General features: G+C 39.1%; 13 protein-coding genes and 1 tRNA gene. 7 read left to right on the forward strand and 7 right to left on the reverse strand.

The window, feature by feature from the left end; all coding sequences use genetic code 11:
• Nucleotides 1–3367 (forward strand): autotransporter outer membrane beta-barrel domain-containing protein (locus tag CQA58_RS05690; RefSeq protein WP_115569762.1); only part of this gene is annotated, 3367 nt, incomplete at its 5' end.
• A 799-nt stretch (nt 3368–4166) separates the two neighbouring features.
• On the opposite strand, the gene CQA58_RS05700 is transcribed toward CQA58_RS05690, so the two are convergent.
• Together CQA58_RS05700 and CQA58_RS05705 are read right to left on the reverse strand one after the other, a co-directional pair.
• A tRNA-Arg gene (locus CQA58_RS05700) sits at nt 4167–4243 on the reverse strand.
• Nucleotides 4244–4266: 23 nt separating this feature from the next.
• Nucleotides 4267–4551, reverse strand: a complete 285-nt coding sequence (locus tag CQA58_RS05705; protein ID WP_115569764.1) for an HU family DNA-binding protein — start codon at nt 4549–4551, stop codon at nt 4267–4269.
• Nucleotides 4552–4760: 209 nt separating this feature from the next.
• Between CQA58_RS05705 and gap the strand changes: the two genes are divergently transcribed.
• Genes gap through CQA58_RS05730 form a run of 5 tightly spaced genes read left to right on the forward strand, consistent with a single transcriptional unit; the run spans nt 4761 to nt 10007 of the window.
• A complete protein-coding gene (gene gap / locus CQA58_RS05710; protein ID WP_115569765.1) occupies nt 4761–5750 on the forward strand; it encodes a type I glyceraldehyde-3-phosphate dehydrogenase in 990 nt (329 codons plus the stop codon).
• Nucleotides 5751–5766: 16 nt separating this feature from the next.
• Nucleotides 5767–7026 carry a glucose-6-phosphate isomerase gene (locus CQA58_RS05715; RefSeq protein WP_115569766.1) on the forward strand — a complete coding sequence of 420 codons (1260 nt, stop codon included), beginning with the start codon at nt 5767–5769 and terminating at the stop codon, nt 7024–7026.
• Between the two features lie 49 nt (nt 7027–7075).
• Nucleotides 7076–8290, forward strand: a complete 1215-nt coding sequence (locus tag CQA58_RS05720) for a phosphoglycerate kinase (RefSeq protein ID WP_115569767.1) — start codon at nt 7076–7078, stop codon at nt 8288–8290.
• Nucleotide 8291: 1 nt separating this feature from the next.
• Nucleotides 8292–9236, forward strand: a complete 945-nt coding sequence (corA, locus tag CQA58_RS05725; RefSeq protein ID WP_115569768.1) for a magnesium/cobalt transporter CorA — start codon at nt 8292–8294, stop codon at nt 9234–9236.
• Between the two features lie 57 nt (nt 9237–9293).
• Nucleotides 9294–10007 carry a TerC family protein gene (locus CQA58_RS05730; RefSeq protein ID WP_115569769.1) on the forward strand — a complete coding sequence of 238 codons (714 nt, stop codon included), beginning with the start codon at nt 9294–9296 and terminating at the stop codon, nt 10005–10007.
• A gap of 12 nt (nt 10008–10019) precedes the next feature.
• Here CQA58_RS05730 and CQA58_RS05735 read toward each other — a convergent pair whose 3' ends face one another.
• Nucleotides 10020–10961 (reverse strand): hypothetical protein, encoded by a 942-nt coding sequence (locus CQA58_RS05735; RefSeq protein WP_115569770.1) that lies wholly within the window; start codon nt 10959–10961, stop codon nt 10020–10022.
• 76 nt (nt 10962–11037) lie between these two features.
• Here CQA58_RS05735 and CQA58_RS05740 point away from each other — a divergent pair, with 76 nt between their 5' ends.
• A complete protein-coding gene (locus CQA58_RS05740; protein WP_115569771.1) occupies nt 11038–11529 on the forward strand; it encodes a peptidylprolyl isomerase in 492 nt (163 codons plus the stop codon).
• Nucleotides 11530–11546: 17 nt separating this feature from the next.
• On the opposite strand, the gene CQA58_RS05745 is transcribed toward CQA58_RS05740, so the two are convergent.
• From CQA58_RS05745 to CQA58_RS05760, 4 genes are read right to left on the reverse strand one after another with little or no spacing between them, the layout of a single operon-like run.
• Entirely contained in the window at nt 11547–12020 is a 474-nt protein-coding gene (locus CQA58_RS05745; protein ID WP_115569772.1) for a DUF2147 domain-containing protein, read from the reverse strand.
• 44 nt (nt 12021–12064) lie between these two features.
• A complete protein-coding gene (locus CQA58_RS05750) occupies nt 12065–13285 on the reverse strand; it encodes an ABC transporter permease (RefSeq protein ID WP_115569773.1) in 1221 nt (406 codons plus the stop codon).
• Complete coding sequence (locus tag CQA58_RS05755) at nt 13282–13965, reverse strand: ABC transporter ATP-binding protein (protein ID WP_115569774.1); 684 nt, start codon at nt 13963–13965, stop codon at nt 13282–13284. The genes CQA58_RS05750 and CQA58_RS05755 overlap by 4 nt, the downstream gene beginning before the upstream one ends.
• Nucleotides 13962–15215, reverse strand: coding sequence for an efflux RND transporter periplasmic adaptor subunit (locus CQA58_RS05760; RefSeq protein ID WP_115569775.1), 1254 nt, complete (start codon nt 15213–15215; stop codon nt 13962–13964). Before CQA58_RS05760 ends, CQA58_RS05755 begins: the two co-directional genes overlap by 4 nt.
• Nucleotides 15216–15232: the final 17 nt, after the last annotated feature.

A 15232-nucleotide genomic window follows, 5' to 3' on the forward strand; every position in this document is an offset into this window, starting at 1 on the left:
TTCAACTACAACGATTGGGAATCCCACCCTAACCCTTGATAGCTCAAAAAATCTCAATGTCAATATTGATAGCACTTCTTCTCTCACTCTAGCAAGTGTTAGCACTTCTAGTGGGGCATTCAATGCTAGTGGTGATGGCTCACTTACTGCTACAAATATCACAAGTTCTAGCACTTCAGGAAGCAACACTATCAATGTAGGGACATTGACACTTAGTGGCAACCTTACAGCACAACAAGGCTCAACTAACTCTATCACAGCCAATACTGCAACTTTCTCAGGAGAGATTTCTGCCAACAACAATAATGCATCATCTAGAAATCTTATCACAATCAATGAAAGTGTGACTTTCAATACAAATGCTTCTATCAAAGCAGATAGCAATAACAATAATACAGGCAATATCTTCAAATTGAATGGAGCAGTGAATGGAACAATTACAGAAGTTACTAGCAAACAAGTTAATACCAAAAATATCCTAAGCTTTGATGGGACGACTGCAAATACTCTTACAATTAATGATATCAATAAAACCGATACTCTTAGTTCAAATGCTTCAGGATATGTCTATATTGGCAAAAACCTTACTTCAGGCAGTGGCTCAAGCCTTGCCCTTGCTTCAGGAGTCAATAACAACTGGAATTCAAGTGATTACACAGCCAACCTTAACCTCAAGGTTACAAACAATATCTACTCAAAAAGCAAAGGATTTAACTATATCAATGTAGCTTCTTTAGAAGTAGGCACAACAGGACAAGATAATACTGGAACAATCACAAGTGATGGAGCGACAAACAATATTGCCACTTCAGGGAGATTCAAAGCCAACAAAATTACCTCAGAGTCTGGAGGGGTAATGAATGTTTTCATTGGTGGAAATGGAGAGATAGGCAGTATCAATGCAGGAGGTGGAAGTGGAAGTGGGAATGGAACCAACACAATTACTTTCACTGGTGCAAACACTCAAAGTATAGTCAAGGGTGATATTACTACCACAACAGCTGGAACTGGGACAACAAAAGTCAATAATCTCACCCTCTCAGGCTCAAACGCTACTCTTACCCTTGAGGGCAAGGACGCTAATGGCACAACTCACGCAATCACTACTCTCAATGCAAGTGGAGCAAACACAATACTTGTGCTTGACAACTCAAAGGTTACAAGCGGAGCGATGAGCACAACGATTGGCACACTCAGCAATGGAGCTAACCTCACAGCCACACTCAAAGGGCAAGGAACTGACAAAGAGGTAACTCTAGCTCTCAATGGCGGAACTCTTAAAGCTCTCACACTAGGAGAGACAAGCACAGGAAATATCCTTGATTTGAGCAATGCTACTTCTATGAGTATCACAAACCAAGTCAATGTAGGAAATGGACAAGATCTTACAATCAAGCTCAAAAACACAACTCTAGCCCTCAATGGAGGATTAAGCACTTCAGGGAATGGCTCAAAGATAGAGTTAGTAGGAGATGATACCAATACTTCAAATGCCACACTCACAGGTAGAGCAGTTGCCCTCAGCAATCTTGCTCTAAGTGCGACAACTTCAAATACTCTCACTATCTCTAGCTCTTCAGCTGTGATTGATAGTATTAGTGCAAGTGGAACTACAAGCAATACTATTGCTTTAAGTGGCACACGCACTACAATTACTTCAGCTATCAATGTAAATGATACTAATAACAATAATCCTCTAAGCTTTGAGGTTACTAACTCCACTCTAGTGTTTGGCTCAAGTGATAATACGATTACTTCACTCACTTCAAATGGTGGATTAGTCGATCTCTCTGTGGGAGTGAAACCAGCAGGACAAGATATCTCCACACAAGACGCTATCACAGGACTTACTCCTGCTCTCCTCACAAGAGGACTTGTAAGAGAGGGAGAGGAAAGCGGAGTGGTTACAACTCCTGAAGCTCCTGTAGTTACAGATCCACAAGCTCCTTCTGTGGATTCTCAACCCTCCACTACTCCTAGCACCAATACAGGAAGCAAAGATGCTAGAAACACTCTTACAATCACAAGTGGATTTACAGGAGAAGCGACATTCAAACTCTATGCAAGTTCTAATACAGCAGATAGAGTGGTCTTTACACAAGCCTCAACACTTGATGCAGGTGATGATGCAGACAACTCATCTAATGTAACAGGAAAAGCAATCATTGCTCTCACAGGAAATAGTGATATCTACAATATTACTTTTGACGAGAATGGAAGCGACAATATTATGGTCGCTGATGCAAGTGGTGCAAATGGAAGTGTAGAAGTTGTGGGTGGAGAGAGTATGATAGGGACAAGCACAGCGATTGTCAATCTTGTTACAATAGATGAAAAAACTTATATCGGTGATGTAGTTGAGGGAGAAATCAATCAATCTCTCCAAGCCATAGCAAGTTCAGCCCTAGCTGTCAATTATGATCTCTACCTTGCCAACTTCAACTCTCTAAATAAGAGAATGGGAGAATTGCGAGATAATGATCACAATCAAGGAGTATGGGCTAGAGTCTTTGGTGGAAATATGAGCAATAGCTTTGGAGCAGGAAGTAAGACAGATTATCTCACAGCTCAAGCAGGATATGACTACTCACTTAGTGTAGGAGAGAATGCAAGAAACTATATGGGAATTGCCCTAGCTTATGGAACTTCTAGCACCAAGAGCAACACTCTAGGAATCAATGCGATAGGCACTCCATTTGAGAGCATTGCACTTGATAGAGTAGATTCTAATATGGTAGAAGTAGGACTTTATAACTCCTATGTCGCTGATAGTGGTTGGTATAATGACACAATTCTTAAATTTGATTACATTATGAGTGAATTCTCTTTGAGCAATGATACAAGCGTGATGAGCAAAACCAATAACTTTGCAATGGTGCTCAGTGATGAGTTTGGTTATCGCTATAGCTTTGCAGAAAATGAAAAAGGAAGCTGGTATATTGATCCTCAAGTAGAAGTCGCCTTTGGATACTTCAATCAAAGCGATTTTAATCGTGCAGTGCTTAATAACGACAAAGTTCCTGCTAATCTCAATGCTTCTCAAGATGCTATTCTCACTCTAAGAAGCAGAATTGGAGCAAGTCTAGGGAAGAAATTCACTACTGATAAAGGATTTGCAAGTCTTTATGTAGGAGCTTCTTATGAGTATGACTACATTGAGGGAGGACAATCTGAAGCAAGCACAAGAAGTGGAGGATATATCACCCAACTTGACAAAGTAGAGAGCAATGGAAGAGCAGTGCTAAATGTAGGAAGCAATATTGAGCTAACTAAGGGGGCTAGACTTTATATCGATGTAGAAAAGAGCTTTGGAGATAAGCAAAGAACCTTTATGCAGTTTAATCTTGGAGCAAGATATAGTTTCTAAGACAAGTTAGAAAAGGGAGTGGGAGAAAAGCAAAAAAGAGGGAAAAAAGGAAAAGGGGAGTGGAGAGAAAGAGGTAGGGAAACCCCTCTCTCTTAACCTCTCTCACAAATCTTTTAAGAGGATAGAAAATCTCTTTATCTAGCTCTCTCATCAAAAAAATCTATCCATAGATAGATAGATAGATAGATAGATAGTAGTCTTGCTGATACCTCTACTCTAAGATAGAGGTATCACAGAGCCTATTTTTTCTTTGTTGAGAATTTTGATTTTTAAGGCTCTGTTTTTGTTTTTTTCTCATTTTTGAGTGGGCTTTGCCCCACTCTAGCAAAGATTTGCTGATACTTCTTTAGCTTAAGCAAGGAAGTATCACAAAGTTTTTCCCCTAGCCTATTGCAAGAGGGTATAAAAGCCCTCTTTGAGATGGTGGAGGAGTATTACAGAGTTTAAGAGTAGAAAAGGTTTCTCTCTTGGATAAGATTTGATGATACCTCTTATCTCTAAGATTTTTTAGAGATTGTTTTAGAGTAAGAGGTATCATAGAGTTTTATGCTTTTTATGAAGAGTTTTTTAGTCTCCTCATAAAAGTTTTATTTCTAGGGGTTTTTCCTTTGTAAGTTGTTATATCCTAGAGATAAAACCTCCTTATCCCCCCCCCCCCAAGGAGTGCAAAAACTCTTGTTCTTGGTAGTTTTTTCATTATTTGGAGTGGGCTTTGGCTCACTCTACTCTTCACTAACTCTGCAAAATACCAAAATCGTTTTGTGCTTAAAATATAGAGATGATAAAATGGGAGATAAAGTGGTGTCCCCAGAGAGGTTTGAACTCCCGACCTTACGATTAGGAATCGTATGCTCTATCCAGCTGAGCTATGAGGACAAGCCCCCAAGAAGGGGGAGAGATTACTTAGCAGCTGCTACGCTATCTTTAAGACCTTTTCCAGGCTTGAATTTAGGAACAAATTTATCAGCAGTCTTGTAAGTTTTATTGCTTCCAGGAACTTTTCCTTCTTTTCCTTTTTGCATTGCAACCTCAAATTTACCAAAACCAACAAGCTCAATGCTCTCTTTTTTGATTAGAGCTTTCTCAACTCCTGCAACAAAAGCATTGATTGCTCTCTCTGCATCCTTCTTAGTTTCAAACTCACCAACTTCTTTTACAAGTTCTACAAATTCTGACTTATTCATCAGAAACCTCCATATAGAAATAATATTGCATCTTTGAGAGAACCAAAGATTGAGGCATTCTACAAAGTTTTTTTTAAATAATCAAGAATAATCAAGCAAATAAGGGGAGTTTTGAGCTTTATTGCAACTTTTTGACACTTTTTTTCCTCTTTTTTTCTAGCATAAGATAGAATCTAGCTCATACTATCTCATTACTATAAGGAGTCCTTATGCCAAAAGTAGGTATCAATGGAAGTGGTCGTATTGGACTTTGCACTGCAAGAATTATTGCAAACCGAAAAGATTTAGAGCTTGGAGCTATCAATACCACAGCAGATATTGATACCCTCATTCATCTTTTGCGTTATGACTCCATTCATCGTGGATTTGAAGTGCGAAAAATAGATGACAACACTATTGCGATGGGAAATTCTAAGAATATCAAAGTCTTAAGCAATCGAGAGATTACAAAGATTGGCTTTGAAAAATACGATATTGAGGGCGTGATAGAATGCACAGGGGCTTTCAATTCTCTTGAGAAATCCACCCCTCATCTTCATCACAGCATTCAAAAAGTCATCATCTCTGCCCCTGCTGAAAATACCCCTACTTTTGTCTATGGGGTTAATCACACAGCCTATAATGGAGAAAGTATCATCTCCAATGCAAGTTGCACTACAAACTGCCTAGCCCCACTTGTCAAAGTCCTAGATGAGAGATACACTATCATTGATGGCTTAATGACGACAATCCATAGCTATACCAATGATCAAAACCTCCTAGATGTCAAACATAGTGATATTAGAAGAGCAAGGGCAGCAGGAGTGAATATGATTCCTACCAAAACTGGGGCTGCCAAAGCCATAGGACTTGTCCTCCCTCATCTTCAGGGCAAACTCAATGGTTTTGCAATCCGAGTGCCAACCCCTGATGTGAGCTTGATTGATCTAAGTGTCAATCTCAAAGAGAAGACTTCTATTCAAGAGATAAATACTCTATTCAAAGAAGCTTCACTAGGAGAGATGAGGGGGATTATTGAAGTTGATGAAGAAAAAAGAGTTTCAAGCGATTTTATCGGCTCAAATGCAAGTGCGATTTTTATCCCTGACAAAACAACACTTCTTAATGATACTCACGCCAAAATCTTAGCGTGGTATGATAATGAAATGGGTTATTGTCATCGCCTTGTGGATATGAGTGTCTATGCCCTCACACATTAAGTCAAAGGATTGAAATATGGTTGTTTTTGAGAATTTTTTGGAAAATACAGGATCCAAATCCACTCCTCACCCAAGTGCCAATGCACTAGATAACCTCTATGATCTTATAGTCAAAGAAAAAGTGGCTGATCATAGTGGATACTATCGTTTGCCTTTTGAGGATAAAGGACCAAAGGATTGCCAAGAGTATATCCAAACTCACAAAGAACTTCTCTCAACCCTAAAAAATCTCATTGTCATTGGCGTGGGGGGTAGCTCTTTGGGGACGAAAGCTATCGATACAATGCTCTGTCATCTCCCTCATCGTAAAAATATTGCTCTCAAATTCCTAGAGCATACCGATCCTATTGAGATCACCAAAGCTCTGCAAGGTGTGGAGGTAGAAAACTCACTTTTTTTAGTCATCTCCAAATCTGGCACAACCATTGAAACCTCCTCTCTTGCAAAATATGTCCTCTCTCACTACAATCTCCTCTCTCACAAATCTCATCTTGCCATCATCACCGATGAAGGCTCTCCACTGCAAAAATGGGCTATGGAGAATGAAGTTGCTTGTATTGATATAGCCAAAAATGTAGGGGGGAGATTTTCAGTGCTAAGCTCTGTGGGGCTTTTGCCTTTGATGATTTTAGGATATGATATCCCCTCACTTCTTGAGGGAGCAAAAAAGTTTATGATGAGCTTTTTGTATCGCAAAGAAGATCATATCTTGAGAAAAGCAATCTTCCTAGCAAAAAGTCGTGATCGCTACCCTATCAATGTCCTGTTTTCTTACTCAAGCTCTTTTAAAGATTTCAATGCGTGGTATGTGCAACTTTGGGCTGAGAGTTTGGGGAAAATTGACACCTATGGCAAAAAAGTGGGGCTTACTCCTATTGCTCTAATTGGAAGCATTGATCAGCATTCATTTTTGCAACTCATTACTCAAGGGGTTATGGATAAAACCATTACTTTCCTTAATATCAATCGCCGAAATTACTCTGAACCCAAAATCCCTGATTTTAAAATGCAATATCTTGAAAGCACAGATTTTGTCAATAATACTTCCTTTGCCAAACTCTTAAGCTATCAGCAAATTGCCACAATGCAGACAATCCAAAATGAGGGAATCCCCACAGATGAAATCAAAGTAGATATGCTTTGTGAAGAGAGTGTGGGAACTTTGATTTTCTACTTTGAGCTTCTCACCTCTTGTGTAGGTAAAATTTTGGATATCAACACCTATGATCAACCCGGTGTGGAATTTGGAAAAATTCGGCTTAGAGAGATGTTTTAATTACCCTAAACTTGCTACAATTAGCAATATTTCAAAAATGGAGAAGACAATGCTAGAAGTTGCTGGAATTGAGTTAATGCAAAAAGTCAAAACAATCCGAGATATTGATGTGGCAGGAAAACGCGTTTTAATCCGTGTAGATTTCAATGTGCCAATGGATAGAGAGTTTAATATCTCTGATGATACTCGCATTAGAGAAGCACTCCCCACGATCAACTACTGCATTGATCATCAAGCAAAAAATATCATTCTAGTCAGCCATCTTGGACGCCCAAGTGGCAAAAATGCTGAACTTTCTCTCAAGCACATCATCAAACGCCTTGAGCGACTTTTGGGAAGAAGCGTTGTGTTTGCCGATGATATTGATAGTGCCAAAAGCATTCAAGCCACACTCAAAAACAACGCAATCATCTTGCTAGAAAATATCCGATTCTACAAAGGCGAAGAACAAAACGATGACAAACTCAGCAAAGAGTTAGCAAGTCTATGTGATGTCTATGTCAATGATGCATTTGGCACAAGCCACAGAGCTCACGCAAGCACTCACGGCACTGCTAAATACACTCAAGAGAAAGTCGCAGGACTACTCCTAAAAAAAGAAATCGATTCTTTTGCCAAAGCGTTTTCAAACCCACTCAAACCCGTTTTGCTCATCATTGGAGGAAGCAAAGTCAGCTCCAAACTTGCCTTACTCAACAATATCTTAGGACTTGTAGATAAAATCATCATCGGTGGAGCGATGAGCAATACATTTCTACAAGCTCTAGGCAATGATATGCAAAAATCTCTTGTAGAAAAAGATCTTATCACTCAAGCCAAAGCTATTCTAGATCACGCCAAAGAAAAAGGAGTAAAAATCTATCTCCCTGTTGATGTAGTCAGCACTGATTCGCTTCAATCTCCAAGTGAGATCAAAATCTCTCCAGTCCAAGATGTCCCTAGCAACTTTATGGCTGTAGATGTTGGACCTGCAAGCACAAAGCTATTCAACCAAGTAATCCGCGATAGCCAAACAATCGTTTGGAATGGACCACTAGGAGTTTATGAGATGACACAATTCTCACGAGGGACTTTTAGTGTCGCTCATAGTATCGCTGATACTTATGCTTTCAGTCTTATTGGTGGAGGAGATACAGCAGATGCTGTGGATAAGGCAGGAGAGAGAGATAATATGAGCTTCATCTCCACAGGTGGAGGAGCTTCTTTGGAGCTACTAGAGGGCAAAGTCCTCCCTGCATTTGAAGTCTTGGATAAGAGAAACTAAAATGTATATTTTTCTCAAAGAAGGTCAAAAACAAATCAAAAAAGAGGAGATTCACAATCCCTCTCACCAAAATATCATTTGGATTGATTTGTTTAAACCCATCCATGAAGAAATCTCTTATATCTCTCAAACCTACAATATCAATATCCCAACCAAAGAAGAGCAAGAAGAGATTGAGGAGAGTGCAAGATATTGGGAAGATGATCAAGCAATCACAATCAATACCTACTTTCTTATCCCTATGAGAGAAGAGAAAAGGATAGGCAATCAAAGTGTTACCTTTATTCTCTCTGAAAATATCCTTTTCACCGTGCGATATGAAGAGTTTCGTGTCTTTGATGAAGTGCAAAAGATTATCCTAGCCAATCCCAAGCATTTCAATAATGGTTTTGATCTCATCAGCAAAATCTTTGAAATCCGAGTAGAAAAAGATGCTGATATGCTAGAGGGCTTTGCACGCTCTACAAGGGCGTTGAGAAAAAAGGTATTTGACAAAGATATAGGCGATGATGTTTTGCAACAACTCTCCCACCTCCAAGAGTTTAATATGACGGTGCGAGATTCACTCTTTGATAAAAGGAGAGCGATTGCAGCAATGCTCAAAAGCCTTCAACCTCATATTGATGTGAAGAAAAATCTAGGCATTATCCTCAAAGATATCAACTCTTTGATTGAGTTTGCAAATACAAGTATGAATGCACTTGATAATGTTCAAAGTCTTCTAACCAACCAAATCAATATCGAGCAAAACAAAATCATCAAAATCTTCACCGTTGCCACAGTGGCAATGATGCCCCCTACCCTCATAGGCACAATCTATGGAATGAACTTTAAGCATATGCCTGAGTTAGAGTGGAGTTATGGCTATCCCATTGCTGTGGGCTTAATGGTAATTTTTACATTTTTGCCTATCCTTTATTTCAAAAAACGAGGATGGCTTCACTAAAAAAGCTTACCCAACTAAGATACAATACACGCTTTTGAAAATTCACAAGGAGAAAAAATGTTTGAATGGTTAGCTCAACCTGAAGCGTGGGTAACGCTTATTACCCTCACTGCCCTAGAAATCGTTTTGGGGATTGATAATATTATTTTTATTGCTATTCTTGTCAATAAACTTCCTCAAAACCAAAGGGACAAAGCAAGATTTTTTGGATTATCTCTTGCAATGCTGACTAGAATCGCACTTCTAGCCTCACTCTTTTGGATAATGAAGCTTACAAAACCGCTCTTCTCTATCGGTAATCTTGGGATTTCAGGTAGGGATTTGATTTTGATTGTGGGGGGGATTTTTTTGCTTTATAAGAGTGTCAAAGAGATTTATGAGCAGACTCAAACTCATCATCAAGATACCCAATCAAACTTCCATGGTGGCTTTTTCTCCACTTTAGTTCAGATTGCGATTTTGGATATTGTTTTTTCACTTGATTCAGTGATTACGGCTGTGGGTATGGCAAATCAACTAGAGATTATGATTATTGCCATTATTTTGGCTGTGGGAGTGATGATGTTTGCTTCCAAAGGGATTGCTCACTTTGTCGATACTCACCCCACTATCAAAACCCTAGCTTTGGCATTTTTAGCAATGGTAGGAGTCGTGCTTATCCTAGATGGATTCAAAATCCATATCCCCAAAGCCTATATTTATGTCGCTATGGGCTTCTCCCTAGTTGTGGAGCTTTTAAATATCTACATTAGGAAAAAAACTCACTCTTAAGATTTTTTCTTCTTACTCTCTACTCTTTTGTAGGGGGGGGGGGCAGAGCACTTTTAGAAAGTGATTTTCTAAGATTTTTTTCTCTTTAAGCTCACATAAAAAACTAGCAATTTGAGCCCTTTTGATAAAAATTGGCTCATCATCATTTTTTGCACCAATCACCCCTACAAGTCGCCCCTCTCTTGTATAATAAGCCTTGCCATAAGGATACTTATATCCTGCAAAATTGCTTGTTTGTGTATGTGCCAAATCCTCCAAACTCCCCTCTATGGGTGTAGCTTTTGTCAAAAACGAATTGATAGCACTAATGGTGGCAGAGTAAAGCACTCCATATTTTTCACTATCACCAAAATTGCTAAAGACATCAACCCAATTTTTTGCATAGATTCTGTCGTGATAAAAACTCTTCTCTCTCACATTACAATATGCATCAGTATATTCTGCAGTTTCTAGCACAGCCAATCCTCTTTGCAAGTCCAAAGCCTTGATAGAAAGCTTAGCCACACACAAAAAAGGAGGAGTGCTATCATCTTGCATCATTGCATAACTTGCCCTTGCATAGACATTTTGATTATAAACCATATTGGCTGAAGTGAGATACATTCCATCTCTAAGCAAGATTCCATAACTTCTTTTGATACTTCCATCTAAAAATGTCGTTGTGATGACTGCTGTGCCATAAATCCAGTCTTGATTGATGACGATTTTTTCTTCACTAGCTTTCTTTTTTTTCTCCTCTGCACTCATTCCTGCATAGGGATCATCAAGCTCTAAAGAGCCTTTGATATGCTCTTGTTTATGGGTTTTGGATTTTTTTTGTTTTTGGGCTTCTTGTAAAATCTTTAACTCTTCAGGAGTAAGAGAGGTTGGATCTTTAAGATAGCGTCGCATCAAAGCGTCTTCAGAGCCAAAGCAAAACAAACAAACACAAAGAAATACGATAATTTTTTTCACATTTTTTCCTTACATATCAACTCAGCAAAATAAAATCGGTAAAATACCCAAAATCTAAATCCAAAGGATATACAAAATGGCATTAAAAGTCTATGAAATTTCACCCAGTGAGTTGAGTGAAGCAAAATATGCGACAATCATTACTAACAAAGGAGCAATGCACTTTGAGCTATTTGGCTCTGAAGCCCCCCAAAATGTGATAAATTTTGCAACTTTAGCAAAAGAGGGATTTTATAAAGGGCTAACCTTTCATCGTGTGATTCCAAACTTTGTCGCTCAAGGAGGTTGTCCTATCGGCAATGGATGTGGAGGACCGGGATATAGTATCAAATGTGAAGTAGAGAACAATCCTCACAAGCATATCAAAGGGGCTTTATCTATGGCACACGCAGGAAGAGATACAGGAGGAAGTCAATTTTTTATCTGTTTTGCTTCCTTGCCTCATTTAGATGGAGAACACACGGTGTTTGGACAAATCATTGATGAGCAAAGCCTTGAAGTGCTTGATAATATCAGAGGAAATGATGTGATTGAGGATATTATCATCAGTGCAGAAAAACCTCAATAACACCCCCTTTGAGGGGATTACTTTGTAGGAATTGTGCTTAGCACTTCTTGCATACTAGGCTTATTTGCCAATAATGGAGCGATTTGCTCCTCGCTGACTTTCTTCCAAGTCAAAGTTTTTCCAATCCCCCAAACTGTGGCTTTGACTTTGAGTGTATCACCCTCAAGCTTGGCACTTGCACTATAAGTTTTACCATTAGAAGTATTATAAATCTTCCCATTATCCCACTCATCTCCATCTTTCTCCAAGCCCCACATAAACACCACACCTCTAAGTGGGCGTCCTTTGAGCTTGTCATCACGATTATTTACATCTTGACTATAAGTGCCATCACTATTGATAATCCCATAGGCATAATACTTGCCATCTTTTTCAAAAATCTCAGCAACAGCCTCTTTGCCCTCATCGTTTTTCTCTAGTAGATAATATCCACAAATTCCCTCAGCCATTGCAAAGGTAGTGAATAATAAAGTTGCAAGAATTTTCTTCATCTCTTTACTCCTTATCAAAAATAAAGCTTGAATGATACCCAAATTTACTCATGTCTTAGTGCATCAATGGGATTGAGTTTTGAAGCTCTCCTTGCAGGGAGATAACCAAAGAGTATCCCAATAAACACAGAAAATGCCAAAGCATAAAGCACAATCTCAAAATCAAACACAAAAGGCATATCAAAGTATTTGATAAGTCCCAAACTCACTCCCACAGCAAATAAGACCCCCAAAACTCCACCCAAAAAGCTCAATACCACAGCTTCAACTAAAAATTGCAAAAGCACCTCTCCTCCTGTGGCACCAATGGCGATTCTTATCCCTATCTCTTTGGTTCTCTCTGTAACTGAAACAAGCATAATATTCATAATCCCAATCCCACCTACAAGCAAAGAGATTCCTGCAATGGCAGTGATAAAGATTGTCATCATTTGATTGGTAGAACTAATGGTTTTTAAGATTTCTTTAGTGTCCATTACCTCAAAAGGATCTTTTTGTCCTCCCTGAACATTTCTTATCTCTCTCAAAGCTTCAGTAATCTTGCTGACTACATTTGTAGAATCCACTCCATCTTTGAGAGAAACAAAAATTCGTTTAATGTTATTAAGTGAAGCATTGGAATTGATTTGAGAATTAAAAGTCTTGATTGGCACTAATACAACATCATCTTGATCTTGCCCCATTGCCCCCTGTCCTTTTGGCTTTAGCACACCCACAACCTCGCAGATAAAATTGCCAACCTTAAGATTGCTTCCAAGTGGATTTTGCTCTTTATAAAGCTCTTTTCTCACACTCTCTCCAATCAGACAAATACGACTGATAGAGTGAAACTCGCCACTTTCAAACTCTCTCCCTTCTTGGACTTGAGAGTTTGTAGCATTAAGATATTCTTCCCCTATACCATTGATTGTCGTCATCACATTTTTGCTTCCATATTGCACCAAAGCATTTGTAGATGAAAGTGGGGAGAGATAAGCAATATCTCCTTGAATGCGTGAGCGTAAAAAATCCACCTCTTTTTGAGAAAATTGCTTTTTGCCTATACTTACCCCCCTACTATCCAATGCTCTTGAGGGCATTACAATAAGCAAATTACTTCCAAGAGCAGAAATGTTTTTGGTAATATTAAGCGTAGTGGCTTTTCCAAAATTAACCATACTTACCACAGAAGCTACACCGATGATAATCCCTAGCATTGTTAAAATTGAGCGTAAAAAGTTTCGGCTAATCTGCCTAAAAGCGATAACAAAAGCATTCCAAATCATCTTTTTACCTCTCTTTGAATCTTGCCATCAAGAAAATGAATTTCCCTACTTGCATAACTTGCCATATCACTCTCGTGCGTTACCATAAGGATAGTAATCCCCTCATTTTGATTTAGTCCTTGCAAAATCTCCATAATCTCAATACTTCTTTGAGTGTCAAGATTCCCCGTAGGCTCATCAGCAATCAAAAATACAGGAGAAATCGCCAAAGCCCTAGCGATAGCCACTCTTTGCTGTTGCCCTCCACTTAGCTCAGCACTGCTGTGATTTGCCCATCTCTCTAGCCCCACTTTTTGCAGTGCTATCATTGCAAGCTCTCTTCTTTCTTTTTTCTTTAATCCCTTATAGATAAGGGGCAATTCGACATTTTCTAGTGCTGTGGTTTTGGAGAGGAGATTGAAGCTTTGGAAAATAAAGCCAAAATAGTTTCTCCTAAGCCTTGCTTTCTCTCCAAAACTCAAATCACATACATTCACACCACAAAAATCATATACCCCGCTATCTGCATCATCTAAACAACCCAAAATATTTGAGAGTGTAGATTTACCTGAACCACTAGGACCCATTAGAGCGATAAAATCCCCTTTTTGTATATCCAAATCCACTCCCTTAAGCACTACAAAAGCATTTTCTCCCTTGCCATAGGTTTTTTTAATCCCTCTCAAACTCACAAAGCTCATTGCTCTTCTCTCATTCCCACTATCACTTGAGTGCCTTCCCCTATCCCCTCAATCTCCACACTTTTTCCATCTGAGATTCCCACTTTTACCCTTTGAGGCACAGGCACACCACCTTGCAAAACCCAAATCTGCTTCTCTTCTCCTGCATTTGTCTTTTGATCTTTGGGTTTGGCTGTGTTTTTGTGTCTTGGAGGCATAGGAGGAGAGAAGAAAGAGCCTGATTTTTTCTTGCTTTGAGTTTGTTGCTTGGTAGGATCAAAAAACAAAGCAGACACAGGAAGCAATAAGACATTTTTTTGCTCTGCCACTACAATATCGGCTGTGGCACTCATTCCAGGGCGAAGCAATAAGTCTTTGTTTGCTACATTGATTGTTACCTCATAGCTTACGATATTGTCTGTGGTAGTAGAACCAAAATTGACTTTATCCACTTTGGCAGAAAATTTGCGATTGGGATAGGCATCGACACTGAAAAGCAAGGGCTGATTGATTGCGATTTTACCCACATCACTCTCTGCAATTTGCACGACAAGTTTCATCTCCTCAAGATTTTGAGCAACATTAAATAGCTCAGGAGCAGAGAAACTTGCTGCCACAGTTTGCCCCACATCGACACTACGAGTTAGCACCACGCCATCGATTGGAGAAGTGATAATCGTGTTGTCAAAATCAATCTTTACCCCCTTGATATTTGCTTCAATCTCAGCAATATTGCCCTTTTTGCTCTCAATCTCAGCTTGTGCGACTTCATAAGCCACTTGAGCAGTTTGCACATCGGCAAATGAAGGGTATTTTCCTTTGCTTTGTTTATAGAGCTTTTGCAATCTTTCATATTGCCATTTTTTGTCTTTGAGAGTAGATTGCAATGAGCTAAGTTGGGCTTTGGCACTTTGAAGTTGAGCTTCATAGCGACTAAGCTCTTGGAGAATCTTTGAATCATCAATCTTGGCTAAAACCTGCCCTTTTTTGACTAAATCATTGGTATCTACATAGATTGAAGAGATGATTCCTGAAACTTGTGAGCCGATTTGAACTTCATTGAGAGGGTTGAGTGTGCCTGTGGCTGAAATGATTGCTGAGATATCCCCTCTCTTTGGCGTTACCACATCATAAACGATTTTGACTTCTTTTGGCTGAAGATAATAATACACTCCTCCCCCACACATTGCTCCTATAATTGCCAAAATGCCAAAAATTTTCCATAGTTTTTTGCGAGGTTTGACAACCCCCATAATCTCATCTTTTTGCATTCCCTATCCTTTGAATA

The sequence above is a fragment of the Helicobacter brantae genome, from assembly GCF_003364205.1.
GTDB lineage: Bacteria > Campylobacterota > Campylobacteria > Campylobacterales > Helicobacteraceae > Helicobacter_G > Helicobacter_G brantae.